Annotated in this window: 23 protein-coding genes and 1 pseudogene; 10 read left to right on the top strand and 14 right to left on the bottom strand. The window is 66.9% G+C overall.

Annotation, left to right across the window (positions count from 1 at the left end; translation table 11 throughout):
* Positions 1-178: 178 nt before the first annotated feature.
* The 8 genes from IMZ29_RS00285 to IMZ29_RS00250 form a co-directional block, all read right to left on the bottom strand.
* The gene (locus tag IMZ29_RS00285; protein WP_216179059.1) at positions 179-559 is read right to left on the bottom strand and encodes a DUF423 domain-containing protein; all 381 of its coding nucleotides are present in this window, start codon (positions 557-559) and stop codon (positions 179-181) included.
* A 54-nt stretch (positions 560-613) separates the two neighbouring features.
* Positions 614-1,759, bottom strand: coding sequence for an acyl-CoA dehydrogenase family protein (locus IMZ29_RS00280; RefSeq protein ID WP_216179057.1), 1,146 nt, complete (start codon positions 1,757-1,759; stop codon positions 614-616).
* Between the two features lie 19 nt (positions 1,760-1,778).
* Positions 1,779-2,969, bottom strand: a complete 1,191-nt coding sequence (locus IMZ29_RS00275; protein WP_216179055.1) for an acyl-CoA dehydrogenase family protein — start codon at positions 2,967-2,969, stop codon at positions 1,779-1,781.
* Between the two features lie 2 nt (positions 2,970-2,971).
* Positions 2,972-4,657 carry a long-chain fatty acid--CoA ligase gene (locus tag IMZ29_RS00270; RefSeq protein WP_216179053.1) on the bottom strand — a complete coding sequence of 562 codons (1,686 nt, stop codon included), beginning with the start codon at positions 4,655-4,657 and terminating at the stop codon, positions 2,972-2,974.
* Between the two features lie 137 nt (positions 4,658-4,794).
* Entirely contained in the window at positions 4,795-5,271 is a 477-nt protein-coding gene (ybeY, locus tag IMZ29_RS00265) for an rRNA maturation RNase YbeY (protein ID WP_216179051.1), read from the bottom strand.
* Positions 5,264-6,316 (bottom strand): PhoH family protein, encoded by a 1,053-nt coding sequence (locus tag IMZ29_RS00260; RefSeq protein ID WP_216179049.1) that lies wholly within the window; start codon positions 6,314-6,316, stop codon positions 5,264-5,266. The genes ybeY and IMZ29_RS00260 overlap by 8 nt, the downstream gene beginning before the upstream one ends.
* Entirely contained in the window at positions 6,313-7,761 is a 1,449-nt protein-coding gene (miaB, locus tag IMZ29_RS00255) for a tRNA (N6-isopentenyl adenosine(37)-C2)-methylthiotransferase MiaB (protein WP_216179048.1), read from the bottom strand. Before miaB ends, IMZ29_RS00260 begins: the two co-directional genes overlap by 4 nt.
* A 140-nt stretch (positions 7,762-7,901) precedes the next feature.
* The gene (locus IMZ29_RS00250) at positions 7,902-9,056 is read right to left on the bottom strand and encodes an aromatic ring-hydroxylating oxygenase subunit alpha (protein WP_216179046.1); all 1,155 of its coding nucleotides are present in this window, start codon (positions 9,054-9,056) and stop codon (positions 7,902-7,904) included.
* Between the two features lie 309 nt (positions 9,057-9,365).
* Here IMZ29_RS00250 and IMZ29_RS00245 point away from each other — a divergent pair, with 309 nt between their 5' ends.
* The 4 genes and pseudogenes from IMZ29_RS00245 (at position 9,366) to folE2 (ending at position 13,442) form a co-directional block, all read left to right on the top strand.
* Complete coding sequence (locus IMZ29_RS00245) at positions 9,366-9,644, top strand: exodeoxyribonuclease VII small subunit (protein ID WP_216179043.1); 279 nt, start codon at positions 9,366-9,368, stop codon at positions 9,642-9,644.
* Positions 9,641-10,570 carry a polyprenyl synthetase family protein gene (locus tag IMZ29_RS00240; RefSeq protein WP_371820047.1) on the top strand — a complete coding sequence of 310 codons (930 nt, stop codon included), beginning with the start codon at positions 9,641-9,643 and terminating at the stop codon, positions 10,568-10,570. The genes IMZ29_RS00245 and IMZ29_RS00240 overlap by 4 nt, the downstream gene beginning before the upstream one ends.
* A gap of 42 nt (positions 10,571-10,612) precedes the next feature.
* Positions 10,613-12,516, top strand: a pseudogene (dxs, locus tag IMZ29_RS00235) (1-deoxy-D-xylulose-5-phosphate synthase).
* Between the two features lie 122 nt (positions 12,517-12,638).
* Positions 12,639-13,442, top strand: a complete 804-nt coding sequence (folE2, locus tag IMZ29_RS00230; RefSeq protein WP_216179042.1) for a GTP cyclohydrolase FolE2 — start codon at positions 12,639-12,641, stop codon at positions 13,440-13,442.
* Between the two features lie 74 nt (positions 13,443-13,516).
* On the opposite strand, the gene IMZ29_RS00225 is transcribed toward folE2, so the two are convergent.
* The gene (locus tag IMZ29_RS00225; RefSeq protein ID WP_216179034.1) at positions 13,517-14,002 is read right to left on the bottom strand and encodes a YajQ family cyclic di-GMP-binding protein; all 486 of its coding nucleotides are present in this window, start codon (positions 14,000-14,002) and stop codon (positions 13,517-13,519) included.
* A gap of 45 nt (positions 14,003-14,047) precedes the next feature.
* On the opposite strand from IMZ29_RS00225, the gene murB reads away from it, so the two are divergent.
* On the top strand, positions 14,048-15,061 hold the full coding sequence (gene murB / locus IMZ29_RS00220; protein WP_216179032.1) for a UDP-N-acetylmuramate dehydrogenase: 1,014 nt from the start codon (positions 14,048-14,050) through the stop codon (positions 15,059-15,061).
* A 20-nt stretch (positions 15,062-15,081) separates the two neighbouring features.
* Here the strand turns inward: murB and dapB are convergent, their stop codons facing one another.
* Together dapB and IMZ29_RS00210 are read right to left on the bottom strand one after the other, a co-directional pair.
* The gene (gene dapB / locus IMZ29_RS00215; RefSeq protein WP_216179029.1) at positions 15,082-15,888 is read right to left on the bottom strand and encodes a 4-hydroxy-tetrahydrodipicolinate reductase; all 807 of its coding nucleotides are present in this window, start codon (positions 15,886-15,888) and stop codon (positions 15,082-15,084) included.
* Positions 15,889-15,907: 19 nt separating this feature from the next.
* Positions 15,908-16,570, bottom strand: coding sequence for an outer membrane protein assembly factor BamE (locus tag IMZ29_RS00210; RefSeq protein ID WP_371820046.1), 663 nt, complete (start codon positions 16,568-16,570; stop codon positions 15,908-15,910).
* A 75-nt stretch (positions 16,571-16,645) separates the two neighbouring features.
* On the opposite strand from IMZ29_RS00210, the gene fur reads away from it, so the two are divergent.
* Positions 16,646-17,089 carry a ferric iron uptake transcriptional regulator gene (fur, locus tag IMZ29_RS00205; protein ID WP_216179021.1) on the top strand — a complete coding sequence of 148 codons (444 nt, stop codon included), beginning with the start codon at positions 16,646-16,648 and terminating at the stop codon, positions 17,087-17,089.
* 164 nt (positions 17,090-17,253) lie between these two features.
* On the opposite strand, the gene IMZ29_RS00200 is transcribed toward fur, so the two are convergent.
* Genes IMZ29_RS00200 through IMZ29_RS00190 form a run of 3 tightly spaced genes read right to left on the bottom strand, consistent with a single transcriptional unit; the run spans position 17,254 to position 21,405 of the window.
* Positions 17,254-18,804 carry a class I adenylate-forming enzyme family protein gene (locus tag IMZ29_RS00200; protein WP_216179019.1) on the bottom strand — a complete coding sequence of 517 codons (1,551 nt, stop codon included), beginning with the start codon at positions 18,802-18,804 and terminating at the stop codon, positions 17,254-17,256.
* Between the two features lie 13 nt (positions 18,805-18,817).
* A complete protein-coding gene (recN, locus tag IMZ29_RS00195; protein WP_216179017.1) occupies positions 18,818-20,464 on the bottom strand; it encodes a DNA repair protein RecN in 1,647 nt (548 codons plus the stop codon).
* Positions 20,465-20,481: 17 nt separating this feature from the next.
* Positions 20,482-21,405 (bottom strand): NAD kinase, encoded by a 924-nt coding sequence (locus IMZ29_RS00190; RefSeq protein ID WP_216179015.1) that lies wholly within the window; start codon positions 21,403-21,405, stop codon positions 20,482-20,484.
* 63 nt (positions 21,406-21,468) lie between these two features.
* On the opposite strand from IMZ29_RS00190, the gene hrcA reads away from it, so the two are divergent.
* The 4 genes from hrcA to grpE all read left to right on the top strand — a co-directional run bounded on the left by hrcA (position 21,469) and on the right by grpE (position 24,590).
* Complete coding sequence (hrcA, locus tag IMZ29_RS00185) at positions 21,469-22,473, top strand: heat-inducible transcriptional repressor HrcA (protein WP_216179013.1); 1,005 nt, start codon at positions 21,469-21,471, stop codon at positions 22,471-22,473.
* Entirely contained in the window at positions 22,470-23,537 is a 1,068-nt protein-coding gene (gene hemH / locus IMZ29_RS00180) for a ferrochelatase (protein ID WP_216179011.1), read from the top strand. The genes hrcA and hemH overlap by 4 nt, the downstream gene beginning before the upstream one ends.
* Before the next feature lie 20 nt (positions 23,538-23,557).
* Entirely contained in the window at positions 23,558-23,803 is a 246-nt protein-coding gene (locus IMZ29_RS00175; RefSeq protein WP_216179009.1) for a hypothetical protein, read from the top strand.
* A 202-nt stretch (positions 23,804-24,005) separates the two neighbouring features.
* Positions 24,006-24,590 carry a nucleotide exchange factor GrpE gene (gene grpE, locus IMZ29_RS00170; protein WP_216179007.1) on the top strand — a complete coding sequence of 195 codons (585 nt, stop codon included), beginning with the start codon at positions 24,006-24,008 and terminating at the stop codon, positions 24,588-24,590.
* The last annotated feature ends 18 nt before the right edge of the window (positions 24,591-24,608 follow it).

The raw sequence follows: 24,608 nt of genomic DNA, 5'->3' as shown, positions 1-24,608 counted from the left end.
GCACCGGGCCCGCCGCGGGTGGTCGCGGCGCTGACTGCCCCTCAGGACGTGGGGCAAACCGTAAGCATTGGCCGCTGTGTGAGGCAACGGTGTGAGCAGGTACCGTGCCGAACGCGACAGTTCGAGCGGGCCGAAGGCTGACAAGAAGCCAGCGGGAAAGGCCGGCGGCGGGGTGGCGTCAGGCGCGCGGTGTGCGCAGTGCCGCCCAGGCCACGAGGCCCCAGGCGATGAGGAACAGGGTGCCCCCGATGGGTGTGATGGCCCCCAGGATGCGCGTGTTCGTCAGCACCAGGACGTAGAGGCTACCCGAGAAGAACGCGATGCCGCCCAGCATGACCGGGCCGGCGAGCCGCAGGGCGCGGCAATCGAACCGCGGCAGCAGCGATGCAATCGCCAGAAGCCCCAGCGCATGCACCATCTGGTAGAGCACGGCGATGTGCCAGATCTCCAGATCGCCGGCCGACAGGATCTGGCGCAGCCCATGCGAGCCGAAGGCGCCGGCGCCCACGGCGATGATGAGATTGAGCGCGGCGAAGACGACGAGACGGCGATCGGACATGGCGGGCGGCTGACGACGGGATCCCCGTAGTGTAGCGGCCCGCCACGGCGCCGATCAGGCGCTGGCGTCGGCGAGCTCGGCGTAGCGCTGCAGATGGTAGTCCGCGTCGCCATACTGCTGGCCGATCAGCGTGAGACGGCGGAAGGTGTGCGAGACCTTCAGCTCTTCGCTCATGCCCATGCCTCCGTGCAACTGCACGGATTCCTGGGAGATCTGGCGGCAGGCATCGGCCGTCTTGATCTTGGCCGCCGAGGCCACGCGGCCCCGTTCATTGGCGTCCGAGGCCGAATCGAGTCGCGCGCAGGACAGATACTGCATCGAACGCATCTGCTCTTGCGTGACGAACATGTCGACCATGCGGTGCTGCAGCGCCTGGAACGTGCCGATGGGCTGGCCGAACTGCTGGCGCTGCTTCAGGTAGGCGAGCGTGTCGTCGTTGGCCGAGCGGATGGCGCCGGCGGCTTCGGCGCACAGCATCACATTGGCGAAGTCCACGGTCTCCTCGATCTCGGGCAGGGCCGCGCCTTCCGTGCCGAGCACGTCGGCTGGGGCCAGATGCACGTTCTCGAAGACGAGGTTGGCCGCACGGTGACCATCCAGCGTGCGATACGCCGTGCGGCGCACGCCCGGCGCCGACGGGTCGACCAGGAAGAGGGTGATGCCCTGGGCATCGCCATCAGCCCCGCTCGTGCGCGCGCTCACGACAAGCTTGTCGGCATGCGGCGCCCCATAGACGGCGAGCTTGTTGCCCGACAGGCGCCAGCCATCGCCCACGCGTTCGGCGCGGGTGGTGACCTCGTTCAGCGCGTAGCGCGCCTGGGTCTCGCCATGGGCGAAGGCGAGCTTGAGCCCGCCGCCAATGAAGGGCGTGAGCACGGCCTCGTGCAGCTCGGCCGAGCCGAGTCTGGCCACCAGCCGTGCCGAGAGAATGCCCGCCAGCACCGGCTCCACGACCAGGGACTCGCCCAGGGCTTCCATGACCGTCATCATGCCCACGGCACCGCCGCCGAAGCCGCCGGCCGATTCCGGAATGGGCAGGCCGAGCAGGCCCATGTCCGCGAATGCCGCCCACGCCTCAGGGCTGGTGCCTTCGTCAGAGGCGATCACGCGGCGGCGCGCGTCGAAGTCGTAGTTGTCCGCGAGCCAGCGGCGCACGGAGTCCGCCAGCATCTGTTGATCGTCGTCGAGTTCGAAATTCATGGATAGGCTTCCGTTGTGCTCAGAGACCCAGGGTCATCTTGGCGATGATGTTGCGCTGGATCTCGTTGGAACCGGCATAGATACTTGTCTTGCGGAAATTGCAGTAGCGTGCGGCAAGATTGCTGGTGAGCGTGTCGAGCTCGCCCGCCTGCTGCAGACCATCCGGGGCAAACGCCGCGGCCTGCATGCCGACGGCCTGCATCATGAGCTCGGTGAGCGCCTGCTGGATCTCGGTGCCGCGCAGCTTGAGCATGGAGACTTCCGCGCCCGGCGCCTTGCCGCCGCGCAACTGGTCCAGGAAGCGCAGGTTGGTGATCTCCAGCGCCTGCAGCTCGACTTCCAGTCGCGTCATGCGATCCCGAAACCGGCTGTCCTGCATCATGGTGCGACCGCCGCCGGCGGGCTGGCGCGAGGCGAGCTCCTTCAGCTGGGCGAGCTCGCGCTTGGACACCCCGATGCGGCCCGTGTTCATGCGTTCGTGGCCGAGCAGGAACTTGGCTACCGTCCAGCCCTTGCCTTCCTCGTGCACCAGATTCTCGGCCGGCACGCGAACGTCATCGAAGAAGACCTCGTTGACCTCGTGATGACCGTCCATGAGGATGAGCGGGCGCACGGTGATGCCGGGCGTCTTCATGTCGATCAGCAGAAAGCTGATGCCTTCCTGGCGGATGCGCGGGTTCGAATCCGTGCGCACCAGGCAGAAGATCCAGTCGGCGTAGTGGCCGAGCGTGGTCCAGATCTTCTGGCCATTGACGACGTAGTGATCGCCGTCGCGCACAGCGCGGGTCTTGAGCGAGGCAAGATCGGAGCCCGAACCCGGCTCGGAATAGCCCTGGCACCAGAAATCGTCGGCATTGAGAATGCGCGGCAGGAAGCGCTCTTTCTGCGCCTGGGTGCCGAACCGCATGAGGACCGGCGCGCACATCGACAGGCCGAAGGGTACGAGCGGAGGCGTACCGGCAAAACCGCACTCCTCCTCGAAGATGTAGCGCTGGGTGGCATCCCAGCCCGGGCCACCCCATTCCTCGGGCCATGCGGGGCCTGCCCAGCCTTTGCTGGCCAGCAGCTTGTGCCAGCGGATGAGGTCCTCGCGGCTCAGCCCTTCGTAGCGCTCGACCTTGGTGCGCAGGTCTTCGGGCAGGTTCTCCCGAAGCCACGAGCGGACTTCGTCGCGAAAGGCGAGTTCTTCGGGGGAATAGTTCAATTCCATGGTCAGGCTTTCCCTTGGTTGGCGTACTCATGTTCCTGCAGCTTTCGCCAGAAGACCTTGCCAGTGGCGGTCTTGGGCAGGCTGTCGGCGAATTCGACGATGCGCGGCACCTTGTAGGAGGCCATGTGCTCGCGCGCCCATTCGGTGATGTCGTCGGGACGGGTGGTGTCGATGGCGTCATCGCGCAACACGACGACGGCCTTGACGGTCTCGCCGCGGTGCGCATCGCGTGAGGCGATGACGCAGGCTTCGGCGATGGCCGGGTGGCCATACAGCATTGCCTCGACCTCGGCGGGCCAGACCTTGTAGCCCGACGCGTTGATCATGCGTTTCAGGCGGTCGGTGATGAAGAAGTAGCCTTCCTCGTCGTAGTGGCCGAGGTCGCCCGTGCGAAAGAAGCGCTTGCCGTCGAGCTCGAAGAAGGATTCCTCGGTGGCCTGCGGTTTGCCCCAGTAGCCCTTGAAGATCTGGGGCCCGTTGACGACGATCTCACCCGTCTCGCCCACGCCCACCTCGCGCAGCGTCTCCACGTCCACGACGCGCGCGTCCACGCCGAAGATCGGGATGCCGGCGCACTGGCGCTTGGGCCGATGCACGGGATTGATGTGGGTAGGGGCGATGGTTTCGGAAAGCCCGTAGCCCTCCACGAAATCGAGGCCGATGACCTGGCGCAGACGCTCGGCGAGCGCCTGCGGCATGGCCGCGCCGCCACCGGACAGATGGCGCAGGGACGACAGATCGTAGCGGCCGAGCTCGGGGTTGCCGAGGAAATCCACCAGCATCGTCGTGATCGCGGTGAACGCGGTGATCCGGTAATTCTGGATGAGGAGCGCGGCCGTGTTGCGGTCCCACCGGGTCATGATGACGACGGTATCGCCACCGAGGATGGGCACGTTCATGCCGCCTTGCATGCCCGTGACATGGAACATCGGCAGGGTGGCGAGGGCGACGCGATCGCCTGCGCTGGCCACCCACACGGATTGGGCTGCCGCCGTGCTCATCACGGTGCCGTGCGTGTGCATGCAGCCCTTGGGCGCACCGGTGGTGCCGGAGGTGTAGGGCAGGACCGCCAGGTCGTCGGGTCCGACTTGCGCCACGGGCGGGGGCAGGGCGGCGCCGAGCGCATCGTCCCAACGCACCAGCGAGTGGGGGGACGACACGGACGGCAGCGCTGCCACCGGCGCCGCGACGATGTCGGGCAGGGCGCCCACAGGCTCGGCTGGCAGGTAGCTCGAATAGGCGGCGGCAATGCCGTGATGCAGACTGCCGTCTGCCATCAGCGGCTGCCACTCGGCGAGCCCCTCCTGACCGAAGATGGCCGTATTCGCGCCGCTGTCCTGCAGCAGGTAGCGCAACTCATCCGTGCGCAACATCGGATTGGCCGGCACCACGACCGCGTTGGCGCGCAGGATCGCGTAGTAGCCGATCAGGAACTGCGGACTGTTCTGGACGTTGAGAAGGACACGGTCACCCCGCCCCACGCCGCAGGGGCCCGCGAGGTACCCGGCCAAGGCTTCGACTTCCCGCAGAAAGCGCGCATAGTCGATCGCCTGACCGTAGTAGACCATGGCGGTCTTCCCGGGATAGCGCGTGGCGCTGACATCCAGGTTGTAGCAAAGCGAGGTTTGCGGCACCGACAGGGTGTGCAGGGCGTGCGGCGGCCAGAACGGTAGATGCCGGTCGAACATGCTGTCTCCTGAACCTGATCGTTATTGTCATACTGCAGGTTCAGTCTACTGGTTCGCGCGCGGTCCCGTCCACGGCCGGCGCAGGGCGTTCTGCATTGCAGAACACCTTTTGCGCATACTCTAGATTCGATTTCCCTTCACGCGTAAGGGTCGGGCAGGCCCATCGCGGTCAGCACGCGCACCTCGAGCGCCTCCATGGCGGCGGCTTCGTCAGCCTCGATGTGGTCGTAGCCCAGGGCATGGAGCACGCCGTGCACCGTGAGGTGCGCGGCATGCTGCTGGAGTGTCTTGCCCTGTTCCTGTGCCTCGCGAACCAGCACGGGCAGGCAGAGCACGATGTCGCCGTGATGGAGGCCGTCCGGATCCTCGCCGTACTCGAACGTGAGGACGTTGGTGGCGTAATCGCGTTCGCGGTAGCCCTGGTTGAGCGATCGACCTTCGTCGGCATCCACGATGCGCAGCGTGAGGCTCGCGCCTGCGATGTCGTCGTGCTCGCGTGCCGCCGCTGTGAGCGCGCGCGTGGCCCAGCGACGCAACTGGTCACGCGGCAGTTCCGGCGCGGGGGTGGCGTACTGCACTGACAGGCTCAGCCGGGGGGCGCTCGTTTCAGGCATTGTCGGCGGCCTTGTCGTAGGCATCCACGATGCGCGCGACCAGCGGGTGACGTACCACGTCCTTGCTGGTGAAGCCCGCAAAGGCGATCCCGTTGACGCCATCCAGCACTTCCAGGGCATCGGCCAGTCCGCTGCGGTGACCCCGCGGCAAGTCCACCTGGGACGGGTCGCCCGTGATCACCGCCTTGCTGCCGAAGCCGATCCGCGTGAGGAACATCTTCATCTGCTCGGGCGTCGTGTTCTGGGCTTCGTCCAGGATCACGAACGCATGGTTGAGCGTGCGACCCCGCATGTAGGCGAGCGGGGCGATCTCGATGGTCTGCTTCTCGAAGAGCTTCTGCGTGCGCTCGAAGCCGAGCAGATCGTAGAGCGCGTCGTAGAGCGGGCGCAGATAAGGATCGACCTTCTGCGTGAGATCGCCCGGCAGGAAACCCAGGCGCTCGCCGGCCTCCACGGCCGGGCGCGTGAGCACGAGGCGTTGCACGGTGTCGCGCTCGAGCGCATCGATCGCACATGCCACGGCAAGCCAGGTCTTGCCCGTGCCCGCAGGCCCGGTGCCGAACGTGATGTCGTGCGCGAGGATGCGCTTGAGGTAATCGCGCTGGCGCGGCGTGCGCGGACGCAGATCCGAGCGGCGCGTGCGCAGCACGATGGCTTCGTCGTCCGGCATCTCGGTGGGCGGGGGCGTCGGCACGCTGGCCACAGCCTTCTTCGACGTATCCGCTGCGGTTTCGGCAGCGGTGGCTGCCTCGCGCTGCATGGCCTGCAGTTCCACCATGCCCAGCTGCACGTCATCCACGGACAGCGCGCGATGGCGCGCACGCACGTAGAGCACGTTCAGCACGACGGCGGCTTCTTCGGCCTGCTCGCCGGTGATCGTGACCCGGTTGCCACGACGCCCCACCTGCACGTCGTAGGCGTCGGCCAGTTGTCTCAGGTTCTCGTCCAGCGGGCCGCACAGATTGGCCAGCTGGGTATTGTCGCCGTCGAGCAGGACGGTGGTGGTGCGGGGACGGCGCGACGCGCGCGCTCGGGTGGCGGTCATGCGGTGAGGCTCTCCTGGCGCACGCCGCGCGGCGTGCTGCTCTCGATGGTAGTGGTGTCGCTCGTCAGCACTTCGCCGCGCAGACTGTTCGGATAGGCGTGCACGATGCGCACGTCGATCATCTGGCCGATCAGGCGCTCCGAACCCGGGAAATTCACGATGCGGTTGTTCTCGGTGCGGCCCATGCGTTCGCTCGCATCCTTGCGGGCGGTGCCTTCGACCAGCACGCGCTGTACCGTGCCGACCATGCTGGCGCTGATGGCCTGGGCCTGCTCGTTGATGCGCGCCTGCAAGCGCTGCAGGCGCTGGAGCTTGACCGTCTGCGGCGTGTCGTCTTCCAGATCGGCCGCGGGCGTGCCCGGACGGCGGGAATAGACGAACGAGAACGAGGTGTCGAAGCCGACATCCTCGATGAGCGCCATGGTCTTCTCGAAATCCGCTTCGGTCTCGCCGGGGAAGCCGACGATGAAATCCGACGAGAGCGTGAGCCCGGGGCGCGCCGCGCGCAGCTTGCGCACCAGCGACTTGAATTCCAGCGCCGTGTAGCCGCGTTTCATGGCGGAGAGCACGGTGTCGCTGCCGGCCTGCACGGGCAGGTGCAGAAAGGGCACGAGCTTGGGCAGATTGCCGTGTGCGGCGATAAGCCGGGGCGTCATCTCCTTGGGGTGTGAGGTGGTATAGCGGATGCGCTCGATACCGGGGATCTCGTGCACGTACTCGAGCAGCATCGCAAAATCCGCCACCTCGCCGTCGTCGCCCAGCGGCGCACGATAGGCGTTGACGTTCTGCCCCAGCAGCGTGACTTCGCGCACGCCCTGGTCGGCCAGGTCGGCGATCTCGGTGAGCACGTCGTCGAAAGCGCGCGAGACTTCCGCGCCGCGCGTGTAGGGCACCACACAGAAGCTGCAGTACTTGCTGCAGCCTTCCATGATGGACACGAAGGCGGTCGGGCCTTCGACCCGGGCGGGCGGCAGGTGATCGAACTTCTCCACTTCGGGAAAGCTGATGTCTACCTGGGCGCGGCCCTCGCGCTTGCGGCGGGCGATGAGCTCGGGCAGGCGGTGCAGGGTTTGCGGACCGAAGACCACATCCACGTAAGGCGCGCGATTGACGATGGCCGCGCCTTCCTGGCTCGCGACACAGCCGCCCACGCCGATGACGAGGTCAGGCTTGCTCTGCTTGAGGATCTTGACGCGACCCAGATCGGAGAAGACCTTTTCCTGGGCCTTCTCGCGCACCGAACAGGTGTTGAAGAGAACGACGTCGGCCTCTTCGACGTCCTGCGTGAGTTCGACGCCCTGATCGGCGTTGAGCACGTCGAGCATCTTGGCCGAGTCGTACTCGTTCATCTGACAGCCGAAGGTGCGGATGAAGACTTTGCGGGCGCGCGTGGGTGCGGCAGCCGCAGCGGCCGGTTCGGCCGAGGCAGTAGTGGTGTGGTCCATGCGTGTGCCGGAGCGGTTGTTGAATCCGTGGGCGGGATAACCGGCCATTGTAACGCGAGGTGCCCGCTTGAGCGGGCACCTGGGTATGACCGGCAGGAGATCAGGCAGGCCGGCCGCGGTCGCAGCCGGCCGACAGCGCGTCAGTCGCGTACCGTCTCGCCCATGGCGTCGCGATACCATTCATGGAAGTGCTGCATGCCGTCTTCCATGGGGGACTGATAAGGGCCGGCCTCGTTCACGCCGCGTTCCATGAGGATGCGGCGCCCGGCGTCCATGCGTTCGGCGATCTCGTCGTCTTCGATCGCCGTTTCCATGTAGGCCGCCTGTTGCGCCTCGATGAATTCACGCTCGAAAGCCGCGATTTCCTCGGGGTAGTAGAACTCGACGATGTTCATCGTCTCCTGCGGCCCCTTCGGGTAGAGCGTGGACATCACGAGCACATGCGGATAGAGCTCGATCATCAAGGTCGGGAAGTACGTGACCCAGATCGCACCGAAATCCGGGGCCTTGCCGCCGCGGTAGTCGAGCAGGCGGTCGTGCCAGGTGCGGTAGGCTGCCGAGCCCGGCTGCGCGAGCGCATTGTGCACGCCCACCTTCTGCAGGCTGTACTGCTGGGTGAACTCCCACTCGAGATCGTTGCACGTCACGAAGCGGCCCAGGCCGGGGTGGAACGGCCCGACGTGGTAGTCCTCCAGATAGACCTCGATGAAGGTCTTCCAGTTGTAGTTGCAGTGATGCACCTCGACCTTGTCCAGCACGTAATCCGAGAAGTCGAATTCGGGCCGGCCGAGCAGGCGGCCGAGATCCTTGCCGATGTCACGCGGCCCCTCGAAGAGGAATCCCTTGTGGTTCTGCATGGGAAAGCGCTGCAGGTTCAGGCAGGGTGTGCTGTCGAACTGCGGCGCGCCCAGGAGCTGACCACGGGCGTCGTACGTCCAGCGGTGCAGGGGGCAGACGATGTTGCCGCCTTGCGCGCGCAGGTTGCCATGGCTGCCTGAGGGGCCGGTCACGTTGCCGGCGCTGCCGCCCAGCATCACGGCCTGCCGGTGCCGGCAGACGTTGGAGATGAGTTCGACGCCCTCAGGATTGCGCACGAGCGCGCGCCCGTTGTCCTCTTGCAGGAGCGTGCGATAGTCGCCGACGTGGGGCACGAGCTTTTCGCTGCCCACGTACAGCGCCGATTGCTGAAAGATGGTTTGCAGTTCCCGCTCGAATCTTGCGTTGTCGAAGTAGGCGGTTACGGGCAACTGCGCCCGGCTGGCTGCCACATGTGCCAAACGACCGATGTCGGTCATGATTCCCTCCGCGTAGGGTCGATGCCCCGCGCCCTCGCACGATCCCTGCCCAGGGGCAGAAAGCGATGCCATGACGAACGGTGCACACGAGCCAAAGTGGTGTGGCCGACTTTCCCGGATATGACGGTTGGGGCGGCGCGAAGAAAATTTGATCGGGGTGGATCAAGGAAACCTTGCATTGTACCTCCATGGGGAAGGACAGCCAAACCGGCACGGGGTTCCCCTGACTCGAGGCCCTTGCTTCCTTTACAATCGCGGGCTTTGATGCCCTTGCCGGCCGGCCCGGTCACGAGGGGCTGCAGGAGTTCCATGAGCGACCATCTTTCTTCCCGCCCTGCGGGTGCCCCTGACGCCGAACCGCCCGTTCCCGATGATTTCGAGGCCGCTCTGGCGGGCCTGGAACGCATCGTCGGGGATCTCGAGCGCGGCGACCTGCCGCTGGAAGCCTCGCTGCTGGCCTATCGCCAGGGCGTGGCTCTGGTGCGGGCGTGCCAGCGTCACCTGGCCCAGGCCGAGCAGCAGGTGAGCGTGCTGGACGCAGATTTGCTGCGCCCGCTGCAGAATGAAGACGTCCGGGGGGATGCATGAGCGCGCGCGACGATACGGCCGAGGACATGGCGTTCGCCGCCTGGCTCGAAGCCACCCGCCAGCGCACGGAAGCGGCGCTCGAGCGCCATCTGCCGCCGGCGGATACGGCGCCGCAGCGTCTGCACGAGGCCATGCGTTACGCGGTGCTGGGCGGTGGCAAGCGGGTGCGTGCCGCGCTCGTCTACGCCGCAGGCGCGGCCTGCGGCGCCAACACACAGGCGAGCGCGGCGGCGCTGGATGCCGCAGCGGCCGCTGTCGAGTTCATCCATGCCTACTCGCTCGTGCACGACGATCTGCCCTGCATGGACGACGACGTGCTGCGGCGTGGTCGGCCGACTGCCCACGTCCAGTTCGACGAGGCGTGCGCGCTGCTCGCGGGGGACGCGCTGCAGCCGCTGGCCTTCACGTGTCTCGCTCAGATGCCCATCGCACCGGCGCTCGTCGCCCAGGCGGTACGCACGCTGGCCGATGCCAGTGGCAGCCTGGGGATGGTCGGCGGCCAAGCGATCGATCTCGCGAGCGTGGGGCACGTGCTCACGCTCGACGAGCTCGAGACCATGCATCGCATGAAGACGGGTGCGTTGCTGCGTGCCAGCATCGCGCTGGGCGCTGTCGTGGCAGGGGCGAGCTCGCCCCTGCGCCGCACGCTCGATACCTACGCCCAGGCCCTGGGACTGGCCTTTCAGGTCGTGGACGACATCCTCGACGTGAGTGCGGACAGCGCGGCGCTCGGCAAGACGGCGGGCAAGGACAGCGCGGACAACAAGCCGACCTACGTGTCGCTCCTGGGCCTGGAACGTGCTCGCGAGCTCGCCGAGGTGTTGCGAGGCGAGGCGCACGGCGCGATTGGTGCCATGGGCGATGCCTGCCGGCAATCCGAACCGCTGGCCGGACTGGCCGATTACATCGTGTTGCGCGGCCATTGAGCTGCGGAGCCGGCCAGGCCGGCGATATTGGATAATTTGCGGATGACTACTGACTTGCTGGACCGAATCCAGTCGCCAGCCGATGTGCGGCGGCTCTCCCGCAGCCAACTCGACACGCTGTCGGCGGAACTGCGTGCCTACGTGCTGGAATCGGTGTCGCGCACCGGCGGGCACCTGTCCTCCAATCTGGGTACGGTCGAACTCACGATCGCGTTGCATCATGTGTTCGACACGCCCCATGATCGTATCGTGTGGGACGTGGGCCACCAGACCTACCCGCACAAGATCCTGACGGGCCGACGCGATCGCATGTCGACCCTGCGGCAGGCGGGCGGCATCTCCGGCTTTCCGCGCCGGGTGGAATCCGAGTACGACGCCTTCGGCACCGCGCACTCGTCCACCTCGATCTCGGCCGCCCTGGGCATGGCCGTGGCCTCGCGCAATACCGGCGTGCGCCGCAAGCACATCGCCGTGATCGGCGATGGGGCGATGTCCGCCGGCCAGGCCTTCGAAGCCATGAACAACGCCGGCGTCACGCCGGACGTGGACTTGCTCGTCATCCTGAACGACAACGACATGTCCATCTCGCCGCCGGTGGGTGCGCTCAACCGCTATCTCACCCGGCTCATGTCAGGCGGGTTCTATGCGGCGGCGCGCAACGTCGGCAAGGCCGTGCTCTCGCGCATTCCGCCCGTCCTCGAGTTCGCGCGCCGCTTCGAGAACCATGCCAAGGGCATGGTCGCGCCCGGCACGATGTTCGAAGAGCTGGGCTTCCAATATTTCGGTCCCATCGATGTCATGACCTCGATGCCCTGGTGCCCACGCTGCAGAATCTGCGCAACCAGAGCGGGCCGATGTTCCTGCACGTGGTTACGCGTAAGGGGCAGGGCTACAAGCTCGCCGAGGCGGATCCCGTGCTTTATCACGGCCCGGGCAAGTTCGATCCCGCCGTCGGCATCCGTCCGGCGGGCGCCCCCGCGAAGCAGTCGTTCACGCAGGTTTTTGGCCAATGGCTGTGCGACATGGGCGCGGCCGATCCGCGTCTGGTCGGCATTACCCCCGCCATGCGAGAAGGCAGCGGCATGGTGGAATTCGAGCAGCGCTTTCCCACGCGCTACTTCGACGTGGGCATCGCGGAGCAGCACGCCGTCACCTTCGCTGGCGGTATCGCCTGCGAGGGCCAGAAGCCTGTCGTGGCCATCTATTCGACCTTCCTGCAGCGGGCCTACGATCAATTGATCCATGATGTCGCGCTGCAAAACCTGGACGTGACGTTCGCGCTCGATCGCGCCGGTCTGGTCGGGGCGGATGGCGCCACGCACGCGGGCAACTACGACATCGCCTTTCTGCGCTGCATTCCCAACATGGTCGTGGCCACGCCCTCGGACGAGGCTGAGTGTCGCCTGCTCCTCTCCACCTGTTACCAGTACCCGGGTCCGGCGTCCGTGCGCTACCCGCGGGGCGCCGGCACCGGTGCCACGCCGTCGGTCACTCTGGAGACCGTGCCGCTGGGCAAGGCGGTGGTTCGCCGCGAACGCGCTGCCGACGACGGCGAGGGCGTCGTGCTGATGGCCTTCGGCACCCGGCTCGCCGCGGCGCTGGGCGCGGCCGAAGCGATCGACGCCACCGTGCTCGACATGCGCTTCGTCAAGCCCATCGATCGCGAGGCGATCCTGGAGCAGGCCGCGCGTCACGCCGCCATCGTCACGGTGGAAGAGGGCAGCGTGATGGGCGGCGCTGGCAGTGCCGTCACCGAGGTGCTCAACGACGCCGGCGTGACCGTGCCCGTCCTGCAACTGGGCCTGCCCGACGTCTTCATCGATCATGGCGAGCAATCGGCCCTGCTCGCGGCACAGGGGCTGGATGCCGCTGGCATCGAAGCGGCGGTGCGCGCCCGGTTTCCTGCGTCGGCGGTATCTGCCGCACCCCGCGAGGCTGCTGCCTGAGCGTGGCTTTCCGTGATACCCGTACTGCGTTTGTCCGTGCCGGTGGCAGGGCCTTGCGCAGGCGGGCAGGTGCGATGCGTCATAATGTCCGGCAATTGCCTCTTTCTTGCCCTTAGCTGCCCATGAATTCTCCCGTCGATTCCGCGCTCGTCATGCCGGACGTCCAGTCCGCCTATGATTCCCGCCAGATCGCCATCCAGCGTGTCGGCATCCGGGGTGTGCGCCACCCCTTCATCGTTGCCTGCGAAGACGGCTCGCCCCTGCCCACCGTGGCGCAGTGGACGCTGACGGTGGCACTACCCGCCGACCAGAAGGGCACGCACATGTCACGCTTCGTGGCGCTGCTGGAGAAGCACCGTCGCACGCCGGTCGATACGAAGGGCTTCGCCGGCATCGCAGCCGAGATGCTCGGTCTGCTCAACGCCGAGCGCGGGGAGTTGATTGCCGCCTTCCCGTATTTCGTGAACAAGACAGCGCCAATCTCCGGCGTGCAGAGCCTGCTCGACTACGAAGTGCAGTGGACGGCGCGTGCGGGCCTTGACGGCGTGCAGATGGAAGTGAAGGTGGTGGTGCCGGTGACGAGCCTGTGCCCCTGCTCCAAGACGATCTCGGAATACGGCGCGCACAACCAGCGCTCGCATGTCACCGTGCATGCTGTCCTGGACGACACCGAGGGCTTCTCGCTGGAAGGCCTCATCAAGGCCATCGAGAGCGAAGGCTCGTGCGAGCTCTGGGGCCTGCTCAAGCGGACCGACGAGAAGTTCGTGACCGAGCACGCCTACGACAACCCGAAGTTCGTCGAGGATCTGGTGCGTGACGTGGCCGCGCGCGTGGCCGTGTTCCCCGGCGTGGGCAGCTATGTGGTCGAAGCCGAGAACTTCGAGTCCATCCACAACCACTCGGCCTACGCCGTCGTCGAAGGCTGACGCACGACGAGCCGGCATGGCCGGCTCGTCCAGCGTGCGCCGCGTGCAGCCGCCCAGCGTGGCGGCTGGCAGGCTCAGTCGCGGAAGTTGTCGAACGTGAGCGGGATGTCCTGCACGTCCTTGCGCAGCATCGCCATGGCGGCCTGCAGGTCGTCGCGCTTGGCACCTTGCACCCGCACCGCATCGCCCTGAATGCTCGCCTGCACCTTCATCTTGGCATTCTTGATGATGGCGACGATCTTCTTGGCGTTCTCTTGCGGAATGCCGTTGCGCACGGTCAGCACCTGCTTGACCTTGTCGCCGCCCATCTTCTCGACCTTGCCATGATCCAGAAAGCGAACGTCCACGTTGCGGCGGGTCATCTTGCCGAGCAGGATGTCGAGCACCTGCTCAAGCTGGAAATCACTGTCGGCATGAGCCGTGAGCACCTTGTCGGTATGCTCGATGCGCGCGTCCGATCCCTTGAAGTCGAATCGCGTGCCGATTTCCTTGTTGGCTTGCTCGACGGCGTTACGCAGTTCGACCTGATCGGGCTTGCAGACGGTGTCGAATGAGGGCATGAGTGGGCTCCTGTAACAAGCCCGCCAGTATGACATAATCGCCGCGTGCTCGAACCGAATCCCCTCGCTGATCTCACTCAGGCCAACACCCTGGCCCTGCGCGCGCAGGCGGCGCGCCTCGTGCGCCTCACGGCGTTGACCGATGTCCCGGCCGTGGCCGACCTGCCGGGCCCGGTGTTCATCCTGGGCGGCGGCAGCAACGTCGTCTTGCCGCCCCAGATGGCAGGCACCGTGGTGAAGGTGGAGCTACGCGGCATCCGTGAAGTGGCCTCGGGGCCGAAAGGCGTGATTCTCGAAGCAGGTGCGGGCGAATCCTGGCACGACTTCGTGGCCTACGGCGTGGCCCGTGGGCTTGGGGGCCTCGAGAATCTTGCATTGATCCCCGGTACGGTGGGCGCGGCGCCCGTGCAGAACATCGGCGCCTACGGTCTTGAGATCAGCGAGCGCATCGTCGGGGTCACCACCTACGATCTCAAGGCGCACGTCTGGCAGGAGTGGACGCCGCAAGCCTGTGCCTTTGCCTACCGTGACAGCGCATTCAAGCGGGCCGAGCCCGGGCGTTGGCTCATCACGGCGGTTCGCGTACGCCTGCCGCATCGCTGGCAGCCCCGTCTTGATTATCCTGATCTGCGCCAGCACCCCGCGTGGGCCGATACGCCCCCGACGCCAGCGGCCGTGTTCGACGCGGTCTGCGCGATCCGCCGCGCCAAGCTGCCGGATCCGGCGGTCTTGCCCAACGCCGGCAGCTTCTTCAAAAACCCCGTCGTGGACGTGCCGACCTACCGCGCGATCGCTGCGTCACATGCCAGCCTGCCCGCATGGCCGCAGGCCGACGGCGGCGTCAAGCTCGCAGCGGCCTGGCTCATCGAACAGGCAGGGTGGAAGGGGCGCCGACTGGGAGCGGTGGGCATGCACGAACGGCATGCGCTTGTGTTGGTGAATCACGGCGGGGCGAATGCGGACGACGTACTGCGCCTGTCCGAGGCCGTGCAGACGGCCGTGCGTGCCCGCTTTGGCGTGGGGCTCGAACGCGAGCCGGTGATGCCCGCCGCCAGCTGACGGCAGGCAGATACGACGTTTCAGCCGTTCAGGCCAAGCACCTGTTGCATGTCGTACAGGCCGGCCGGCTGGCTGGCCAGGTAGCGCACGGCACGCAGGCTGCCGCTCGCATAGTTGGCCCGGCTGCTGGAGCGATGCGTGATCTCGATGCGCTCGCCGGTGCCGCAGAAGAATGCCGTGTGATCGCCCACGATATCGCCGCCGCGCAGCACGGAAAAGCCGATGCGGCCCGGTTCGCGCTCGCCGGTGTGACCGTGACGCGCCCAGTCGGCGACGTCGTCGAGCGACTCGCCCCAGGCGTCGGCGATCACCTCACCCATCTTCAGCGCGGTGCCGGACGGGGCGTCCACCTTGCGCTTGTGGTGGGCTTCGAAGATCTCGACGTCGTAGTCCTTCAACGAGCGTGCGGCCAGCTCGAGGAGCTTGAGCGTGACGTTCACACCCACGCTCATGTTGGGGGCGAAGACGATCCCGACCTGGGCTGCCGCCGCCTGGATGCGCGCGCGGCCGGCGTCATCGAACCCGGTGGTGCCGATGACGAGGTTCACGCCATGGGCGACGCACGCATCGAGATGCACGAGCGTGCCTTCCGGGCGGGTGAAATCGATCAGGCAATCGGCCTCGGCCAGTGCGCCGAGATCGTCCGTGATGCGCACCCCGGATTCGCGGCCCAGGAAAGCCGTGGCGTCCTGCCCGCAGAGCTCACCGCCGGCGCGTTCGAGCGCCACGGTGAGGGTGAGATCCGGGCTGTCGACGACAGCCTGGATGAGTTCTCGGCCCATGCGGCCGCCAGCGCCGGCGATGGCGACGCGAATCGGTGTGGTCATGCAGACTGCCTTAGTTCATTCAACGCAGGGGAACGGTATTGCCGCCGCGCCCGGATTGAGGCACGGCCGACGGGTCGACGGCGGGGCCGCGCTGCAGACGCAGCAGCGGATTGCGCACGTTCAGGTCCGGCTGCTCGTCCGTGGCGGCCTCCTGGCTGTCAGTGCGGACTTCGCCGCGCGCGGCCTGTTCGGCCGACATGGGCACCGGGCTGCCGAGCTGGTTCATGCCGGGATCGAGCACGGCACCGGGCACGGGCAGGGGGCTGAAAGCCTCCTTGCCTTCGGCCGCGGGCTGGAAGGGCTGCTGGTTGGGCAGCGGATCGCCTTCCCATCGCGTGAGCCGATCGTTCTCGAAGAACACGGTGAACTTGCGCTCCTGGACCTGACCGTAGCCAGGCTTCAGGAAGTAGGGGTAATCCCAACGCTCGGCATGGAACACCGGCGTGAGCGTGGGCGTGCCCAGCACGAAGCGGACTTGTTCGCGCGTCATGCCGGGGCGCAGTTGCTCGACCTGCTGGGCAGTGACCCAGTTGCCTTGCTGGACGTTGGGGCGATAGGGCTGCCAGAACGCGCGGCCGGTGCGATCGACCGCGCCGCAGGCGGCGAGCAGGGTGACCGCGACGGCCACGGTGGCCAGGCGCGCAGCGCGCCGCCCAAAGGAGTAAGACGAGACGAGGGACACGTGTGAGGAGCCTGTATCGGATGGTGCCGCAAAACCGGTATCATACCGGTTGAAGCCGCAAGCAGGGAATTCCTCATGTCAGACCAGAACGAGCTCAAGAGCATGGGCCTGAAGGCCACGTATCCGCGGCTGAAGATCCTCGACATCTTCCGCAAGGGTGATACGCGCCACATGAGCGCCGAAGACGTGTATCGCGCCTTGATGGCCGAGAATGTCGAGATTGGTCTTGCCACCGTGTATCGGGTGCTCACGCAGTTCGAGCAGGCGGGTCTGCTCACCCGCAGCCAGTTCGATAGCGGCAAGGCCGTCTTCGAGCTCAACGAAGGCGATCATCACGATCACCTCGTGTGCACCAACTGCGGTCGCGTCGAAGAGTTCTACGACGCCGAGATCGAGCGCCGTCAGCACAACGTCGCCAAGGAGCACAACTTCGTGCTCACGGGCCATGCCATGGCGCTGTATGGCATCTGCCCGCAGTGCGCGGGATCGCGCCAGAAGGGCGGCACGACGCTGGGCTGATCGCCTGTCGTCCAGCGCGGGGCCCGGCCAGCCGGGTCGCCGCGTGATCTGCGCCCACCGCACAAGGGCCTGAGCGATGCTCAGGCCCTTGTCACGTCTGGCCCCTCAGCGCTGCCGAGCAGAGGGTTTCAGATTCCGGCGCGTGCGTCCCGGATGCGCCTCGGTCAAGCGTCCGAGCGCGCTTCGTACTGATCCCGCAATTCCCGCTTGAGGACCTTGCCGATGGGGCTGCGCGGCAGGTCGTCCACCACCCGCACATCGGCCAGGCGCTGCATCTTGCCGAGCCGTGCGTTGGCCCAGGCGAGCACCGCCTCGGGCTCCAGGCGCGCGCCCGCGCGCGGCACCACGAAGGCCACCGGCGTCTCGCCCCAGCGTTCAGAGGCGACCCCCACCACGCTGCTGTCGGCCACGTCCGGGTGGGCGCGGAACTCGGCTTCGATGTCGCTCGGGTAGAGGTTGAAGCCACCCGAGATGATCATGTCCTTCTTGCGGTCCATGAGCACCAGGAAGCCGTCCTCGTCGAAGCGGCCCACGTCACCCGTGCGGATGAAGCGGCGGCCTTCGGCGTCGAACCACTGGGCCTCGTCCGTCTTGGCGGGTTGATTCAGATAGCCCAGCATCATGCCGGGAGAGCGGCCCACGATCTCGCCAGGTTCGCCCGGCGCCGCCGGTTCGCCAGCGTCGTTGAGCAGGAGGAATTCGTGGCCGTTGGCAGGCTTGCCCACCGTGTGCAGCTTCTCGGGAAAGCGATCGGCTTCCAGGATGCAGACGCCGCCGCCTTCGGTCATGCCGTAGGACTCGATCAACCGCCCGGGCCAGCGCCGCAGCACCTCGGCCTTCAGTTGCGGGGCGAACGGTGCGCTCGTGCACTGCTTGGTCTGGGTGGCAGACAGATCGTGCTTGTCGAACTCGGGATGCGCGAGCAGCCGCTGATACTGGGTGGGCACGAGCATGGTGTGCGTCATGCGGTGGCGCTCGGCAAGCGCCAGGTAGGTCGGCACATCGAAGCGCGGCATCAGGATCGCGGTGCCACCATTTCCCAGCGTCGAGAAGAAGCTCACCAACGTGGTGTTGGAATACAGCGGCGTCGAGAGCAGCGTGACGCTGTGCTCGCCGTAGCCGCTCAGTGTCGACGAGCCGCTCTGCAGCTGTACGGCACGCATGCCGAAGGGCTGCACGATGCCCTTGGGCGTGCCGGTGGTGCCGGACGAATAGATGATGTTGAAGGGCCAGGCGGCCTGAGGTTGCACCGGTGCCGGACGAGCGTCAGGCGCAGCCAGCCAGGCAGCCAGTGGCGTGGCACCCGGGGTGGCGTCGTCCAGGCCGATGCGCGTGCCCGTCCACGCGGTGTCCGCAAAGAGCGGCGCGCTCGCTTCGTCCAGAAAGAGATGGCGCGCACCCGCATCGGTCAGCATGGCGGCCAGCGCCGAGGACGTGGCCGACGGCGGCAGCGGCGCGACGGCGACGCCGGCGCGGACGGCGCCCAGATAGACGGCCGCGTACGTGAGGCTGTTGGTGGCGCAGATCGCGATGGTCTGGGTGGGTTTGACCCCATCACGCTGCAGGGCGGCAGCCACGCGGTCGAGCAGGACGTCGAGTTCGGCGTAGGTCAGGCAGGCGTCGGCCGCGTCGCGCAGCGCGACGTGCTCGGGACGGGTGGCAGCGGTGGCGCGGATGCGCTCGGCAACCGTGGCCAGGGCCGGGGCGTCGGACAAGGCAGAGTCTCCTTCAGGGTTGGCGGGACAGCATCTCGCGCGCGGCGCGTCGGGTGGTGTCCGTGATCTGGATGCCGCCGAGCAGGCGGGCGAGTTCGTCGATGCGCCCGCGGGCGTCGAGGCGGTCGATGCGCGAGCGCGTGGTGCCATCCACGGGCTCCTTGCTGACCTGGAAATGGGTGTTGCCGCAGGCGGCGACCTGGGGCAGGTGGGTGACGCAAAGCACCTGGTGACGCGCGCCGAGCGAGCGCAGCAGGCGGCCGACCACCTCGGCCACGGCGCCGCTCACGCCCGTGTCCACCTCGTCGAAGATGAGCGTGGGCACGCGGGCGGCCTGGCTTGCAATGACGGACAACGCCAGCGAGATGCGCGCGAGCTCGCCGCCGGAGGCGACCTTGGCGAGCGAGCGGGGCGTGGTGCCAGGATGGCCCGCCACCCGGAACTCCACGGACTGATCGCCCGCCGGCCCCGGCTCGCCATCCGCCAGGTGGACCGCGAAGCGCCCGCCGGTCATGGCGAGCGTCTGCATGGCGTCAGTGACTGCGGCGGCCAGGGCATCGGACGCCTTGGCGCGTGCCTGGCGCAGCTTGCGGGCTGCCTTGTCATAGGCGGCACCCGCGTCGGCCGCGCGCTGGCGCAGGCCGTCCAGATCATGTGCCTGGGCAAGCGTCTGCAGACGCTCGAAGAGCCAGGTGTGGCGCTCGGGAATCGCGTCGGGCGCGAGCCGGTATTTGCGCGAGGCGTCGAACACCCCTTGGATGCGGGCTTCGAGCTCGGCCAGGCGCTGCGGGTCGAGCTCGAGTTTGCCGAGATAGCTGTGCAGACCCGACACCGCCTCGGCCAGGCCGATGCTGGCCGTCTCGAGTGCCTCGGCGACGTCGCGCAGCGCCGGGTCGTGTCGCGCGAGCTGGTCCACGCGTTGCGCAGCGGCAGCGAGCTGATGGCGCGTACTGTCGTCGGCTTCGTCCAGCTGTTGCAGCGTCTGGGCCGCGCCGTCGATGAGGGATTGCGCATTGGCCAGGCGCTCGTGCTCCGCCTGCAGGCCCGCCCATTCCCCGGGCGCCAGCGCCAGGCGGTCGAGTTCGTCGAATTCCCATTGCAGTCGCTCGCGCTCGTTCTCGAGACCTTCGGCATCGCGCAGGAGATCGGCGAGCTGGCGCTCGAGATGGCGCCAGCGCTTCCAGGCCTCGGCGACGGCGCCGCGCAGCTCGCCATGGCCGCCGTGGCCATCGAGAAGATCGCGTTGGGCATCCGCACGCATCAGGCTCTGATGTGCATGCTGGCCGTGGATGTCGACGAGTTGCTCGCCCAGCTCGCGCAGCTGCGCGACCGTGGCGGGCACGCCGTTCACGAAGGCGCGGCTGCGCCCGTTTGTATCGATGACGCGGCGCAGAAGCAGGGTATCGGCGTCGTAGCCATGTTCGGCGAGCCACTCATGCAGGTGCGCCGGGCGGTCGAATACCGCGGTGATGTCGGTGCGTGATGCGCCTTCGCGCACCACCGAGGCATCGGCCCGCTCGCCGAGGGCGAGGGCCAGGGCATCGATCAGGATGGATTTGCCCGCCCCGGTCTCGCCGGAAAACACGGTGAAACCCGCGCCGAACTCGATCTCGGCGCTCTCGACAATGACGAAATCACGAATGTGCAGATTCAGCAGCATACGACGGCAGGCGGCGCTCAGACGGAGGGTTTGCCAGCAGGAACATCCTCGCCATCGCCGGGGGAGGGCATGCGATGCCAATTCAGCTTCTGGCGCAGCGTCGCATAGTAACTGTAGCCCACGGGGTGCAGCAGCCGGATGGTGTGTGCGGCACGACGCACCACGATGCGATCGCCTTCCGTGAGCTGCGACCACGTCTGCATGTCGAAGTGGGCGCTCGCACCCGCCTCCACGCGGCCCGTGGAGAGCAGCGTGATCTCGATCTCACAGGCGCCGGGCAGCACGATGGGCCGGTTCGACAGCGCCTGTGGCGCCACGGGAACGAGCACGAGTCCGCTCACGGCCGGGTGCAGGATGGGGCCATTGGCGGACAACGCATAGGCGGTCGAGCCGGTGGGCGTGGCGATGACGAGGCCGTCCGCGCGCATGGTGGCTACGCTCGCACCGTCCACGGCGATGTGCATGTCGATCATGCCGCCGCGGCCAGCCCGGCTCAGGACAACGTCGTTCAACGCATCGGCTTCGTAGAGCACCGTGTCGCCGCGGCGCACGGTGCCCGTGACGAGCATGCGCTCATCGGCCTCGTAGCGGCCTTCCAGGATCTGCGCGATCGCTTCAGCGGCCTGGGCGTGGGTGATGTCCGTGACAAAGCCGACGCGGCCGTGGTTGATCCCGATGAGCGGCGTGCCGAACGGGGCGAGCCGACGTGCGGCGCCCAGCATCGTCCCATCGCCGCCCATGACGATGCCCAGCGCGGCGCGTGCGCCGATCTCGCTCGTGCTTGCGGTCGGGTAGGTCGTGACACCCGTATTGGCAGCGGTCTCGGCCTCGAAGAGCACGTCACGTCCAGCCGCCTGAAGCTGCTGCGCAAGCGCAAGCAGCGGTTCGGCAATGCCGGCGTCGTTGTAGCGCCCGATCAGGGCGACGGTGGGAAAAAGCATCAGGCTGCGCCGGTAGGGGGATTCTTTGTTGGATTATAGGTGGACTGTTCTAGAATAAACCCTATGGATGAACGCGCACGTGCTTTGCTGAAGGCTCTGGTAGAACGGTATATCGCCGATGGCATGCCGGTTGGCTCGCGCACGCTGTCGAAACTCTTCGATCTGTCGCCCGCCACCATTCGCAACGTCATGGCCGATCTCGAAGAGCTCGGTCTCATCCACAGCCCGCATACCTCGGCTGGCCGCGTGCCCACGCCGCGGGGCTACCGCATGTTCGTCGATACGATGCTCGCGGTGCAGCCCTTCGAGATCACGCACGCGAACGTGCGCGAGTTGCTGCCCGTGGCCGATCCGCAGCGTGCCGTGAGTGCAGCAGCCGCGCTGCTGTCCAACCTGTCCCAGTTCGCCGGCGTGGTGCTCTCGCCCAAGCGCGCGCAGGCGTTTCGGCAGATCGAGTTCATTCGCCTGTCCGATCGTCGCGTGCTGCTCATCATCGTCACGCCCTCGGGCGACGTTCAGAACCGCATCGTGTTCGTCCCCCGCGATTACCGCGAGCAGGAGCTCATCGAGGCCGCCAACTTCTTCAACCAGCACTTTTCGGGCAAGTCCTTTGACGAAGCTCGCGCTGTCATGAAGAACGAGGTGCAGAAGCTGCGCGAGGATATTTCCACGCTCATGCAGGCCGCGGTGGATGCGGGCGCCGAATCGGCCTCGGACACTGAGGACGTGGTCATCTTCGGGGGCAGCAAGCTGCTGGAAGTGGCCGACATCACCTCCGACATGAACCGCCTGCGCAAGATGTTCTCGCTCTTCGAAAAGAAGACGGACCTGCTCAAGCTACTCGACGTGTCGAGCCGTGCCCAGGGCGTGCAGATCTACATCGGTGGCGATTCCCAGCTCGTGCCGCTCGAGGACGTCACGGTCATCACGGCGCCGTACGGCGTGGACGGCCAGATCGTCGGCACGCTCGGCGTCGTCGGTCCGACGCGCATGGCCTACGAACGGGTGATTCCCATCGTGGACATCACATCGCGTCTGCTCTCCAACGCGCTCAGCCAACACTCATGAATCCCGTCCTTGCCCGGAGCATCGGGCTGCCCCAGTACACCGCGGGTGTACCGGGCGCGCTGCCCATGGCCGACGCCCCGGTGGGCGTCATCCTCGTCAACCTGGGTACGCCCACCGCCGCAGAGCCCCGCGCGATTCGTCGCTTCCTGAAGGAATTCCTGTCGGATCCGCGCGTCGTCGAGATCCCGAAGCCGCTCTGGTGGCTGATCCTGAACGGCATCATCCTCAACGTGCGGCCGCGCAAGATCCAGGACAAGTACGCCTCGGTCTGGCTGCCCGAGGGCTCGCCGCTCATGGTGTACAGCCGGCGTCAACAGGCGGCGCTCGCGCATGCCATGCAGACGCGCGGCCTGAACGTGAAGGTGGAGCTCGGCATGCGCTACGGCGAGCCGAGTCTGGCGTCGGCCATCGATGCCCTGCGGGCGCAGGGCTGCGAGCGCATGCTCGTATTGCCCCTCTATCCGCAATATGCCGCCAGCACGACGGCCACCGTGGTCGACAAGGTGGCCGAGCACCTGCGGGGTTTGCGCAGCCAGCCCGAACTGCGGTTCGTGCAGCGCTACGGTCAGGATTCGGGCTACATCGCCGCGCTGGCCGCGCAGGTGCAGGCCCACTGGGCCGAGCATGGCCGTGCGCAGCGCCTGCTCATGAGTTTCCACGGCCTGCCCAAGGTGTCCATCCAGCAAGGCGATCCGTATCACGCCGAGTGCCTGGATACGGCGCAGCGCCTGACCGCGGCCCTGGGCCTGACCGAGGCGGATGTCGTGGTCACCTTCCAGAGCCGCTTCGGCGCTCAGGAATGGCTGCAGCCCTACACCGAGCCCACCCTCCAGGCCCTTGCGCGCGACGGTGTGCGCACCCTCGACGTGATCTGTCCGGGCTTCGCGGTGGACTGCCTCGAGACGCTGGAAGAGGTGGCCCAGGGCTGCGCCGAGACCTTCCACGAGGCAGGCGGCGAGTCGCTGCGCTACATTCCTGCGCTCAACGACGCACCCGTTTGGATCGACGCGCTTGCCGATCTTGCGGAACGCAATTTGCTTGGTTGGCTTCCGATGCGCCCGTGAGGCGCAATTCGGAGCCTGACATGACCCAAGCATCGAAAACCGGCGGCAACGCCGGCAAGACCCAGCCCGACGATGAGCGCCTGGACAAGGCCATCGACGACACGTTCCCGGCGAGCGATCCCGTCTCTCCCGGCAGCAACGACAAGCCCAAGCAGCCCAAGGGCTCGGAAGGCGAGGTCGAGAAAGAGCTGGATGAGTCCCTCGAGGACACGTTTCCCGCGAGTGATCCGTTGCCGTTGACGGATCCGGATCACCCGACGAAGTGAGCAGCATTTTCAAGGCAGTTCTATGGCGGCACCTTCGGGTGCCGCTTTTTCGTGGCCGCCATTCAAAAAATAATTTGCGTCAGGGCCTTGAAAGACCCTGCTGGCATCCCCAATTCACGCCCGACGGCGCGATTTCGAGGCTTCATCTGAGTTCGCGCCCCTTTCTTCTTTCGTCAGAACGTTGTCAACACGGAGGATGCCGATGTCGGCTCACCACGAATTCGATCCGGATCGCCCGCAGCCGGACGCCCAGGAACCCCAGCAGGGCGCCACGCCCGGTGCCGCGCAGGCGGCCACCGGCGATGACCACGCTGCGCCGGGCCTGGACGCTCAGGCGGCATTGCAGGCGCGCCTGGCCGAATTGGAGGCCCAGGTCGCGGATCTGCAGGATCAGGCACTGCGCGCACGCGCCGAGGCGGATAACGCGCGCCGCCGGGCTCAGGATGAGGTGACCAAGGCCCGCAAGTTCGGGATCGAGTCGTTTGCCGAGAGCCTGGTGCCGGTCAAGGACAGCCTGGAGGCTGCGCTCGCCACGCCTGACCAAGGCGTCGAGGCTTGGCAGAGCGGTGTCGAGGCCACGTTGCGCCAGCTCGTGAACGCCTTCGATCGCAATCATCTCGTCGAGATCGCGCCGGCCGCGGGCGAGAAATTCGATCCGCACCGCCACCAGGCGATCTCCTCCGTGCCCGCCGAGCAGGCGAGCAACACGGTCGTGATGGTGCTGCAAAAGGGCTACCTGATCGCTGATCGCGTGTTGCGTCCGGCCCTCGTCACCGTGGCGGCTTGAAAACCCCACGCGCATCCC

Source organism: Verticiella alkaliphila, assembly GCF_018904615.1.
Classification (GTDB): domain Bacteria; phylum Pseudomonadota; class Gammaproteobacteria; order Burkholderiales; family Burkholderiaceae_B; genus Verticiella; species Verticiella alkaliphila.
The sequence above is the reverse complement of the archived record's forward strand: the minus strand, read 5'-3'. Positions and strand labels throughout refer to the sequence as shown.

Bases quoted from the DNA above. Each gene is read 5' to 3' on its own strand.
- folE2 (WP_216179042.1), top strand. From the start codon at position 12,639: ATGAATTCTCCCGTCGATTCCGCGCTCGTCATGCCGGACGTCCAGTCC.
- IMZ29_RS00175 (WP_216179009.1), top strand. From the start codon at position 23,558: ATGACCCAAGCATCGAAAACCGGCGGCAACGCCGGCAAGACCCAGCCC.
- grpE (WP_216179007.1), top strand. From the start codon at position 24,006: ATGTCGGCTCACCACGAATTCGATCCGGATCGCCCGCAGCCGGACGCC.
- hemH (WP_216179011.1), top strand. From the start codon at position 22,470: ATGAATCCCGTCCTTGCCCGGAGCATCGGGCTGCCCCAGTACACCGCG.
- IMZ29_RS00275 (WP_216179055.1), bottom strand. From the start codon at position 2,969: ATGGAATTGAACTATTCCCCCGAAGAACTCGCCTTTCGCGACGAAGTC.
- hrcA (WP_216179013.1), top strand. From the start codon at position 21,469: ATGGATGAACGCGCACGTGCTTTGCTGAAGGCTCTGGTAGAACGGTAT.
- IMZ29_RS00245 (WP_216179043.1), top strand. From the start codon at position 9,366: ATGAGCGACCATCTTTCTTCCCGCCCTGCGGGTGCCCCTGACGCCGAA.
- recN (WP_216179017.1), bottom strand. From the start codon at position 20,464: ATGCTGCTGAATCTGCACATTCGTGATTTCGTCATTGTCGAGAGCGCC.
- fur (WP_216179021.1), top strand. From the start codon at position 16,646: ATGTCAGACCAGAACGAGCTCAAGAGCATGGGCCTGAAGGCCACGTAT.
- ybeY (WP_216179051.1), bottom strand. From the start codon at position 5,271: ATGCCTGAAACGAGCGCCCCCCGGCTGAGCCTGTCAGTGCAGTACGCC.
- IMZ29_RS00240 (WP_371820047.1), top strand. From the start codon at position 9,641: ATGAGCGCGCGCGACGATACGGCCGAGGACATGGCGTTCGCCGCCTGG.
- IMZ29_RS00270 (WP_216179053.1), bottom strand. From the start codon at position 4,657: ATGTTCGACCGGCATCTACCGTTCTGGCCGCCGCACGCCCTGCACACC.
- IMZ29_RS00285 (WP_216179059.1), bottom strand. From the start codon at position 559: ATGTCCGATCGCCGTCTCGTCGTCTTCGCCGCGCTCAATCTCATCATC.
- IMZ29_RS00260 (WP_216179049.1), bottom strand. From the start codon at position 6,316: ATGACCGCCACCCGAGCGCGCGCGTCGCGCCGTCCCCGCACCACCACC.
- IMZ29_RS00225 (WP_216179034.1), bottom strand. From the start codon at position 14,002: ATGCCCTCATTCGACACCGTCTGCAAGCCCGATCAGGTCGAACTGCGT.
- dapB (WP_216179029.1), bottom strand. From the start codon at position 15,888: ATGACCACACCGATTCGCGTCGCCATCGCCGGCGCTGGCGGCCGCATG.
- IMZ29_RS00280 (WP_216179057.1), bottom strand. From the start codon at position 1,759: ATGAATTTCGAACTCGACGACGATCAACAGATGCTGGCGGACTCCGTG.
- IMZ29_RS00190 (WP_216179015.1), bottom strand. From the start codon at position 21,405: ATGCTTTTTCCCACCGTCGCCCTGATCGGGCGCTACAACGACGCCGGC.
- IMZ29_RS00250 (WP_216179046.1), bottom strand. From the start codon at position 9,056: ATGACCGACATCGGTCGTTTGGCACATGTGGCAGCCAGCCGGGCGCAG.
- miaB (WP_216179048.1), bottom strand. From the start codon at position 7,761: ATGGACCACACCACTACTGCCTCGGCCGAACCGGCCGCTGCGGCTGCC.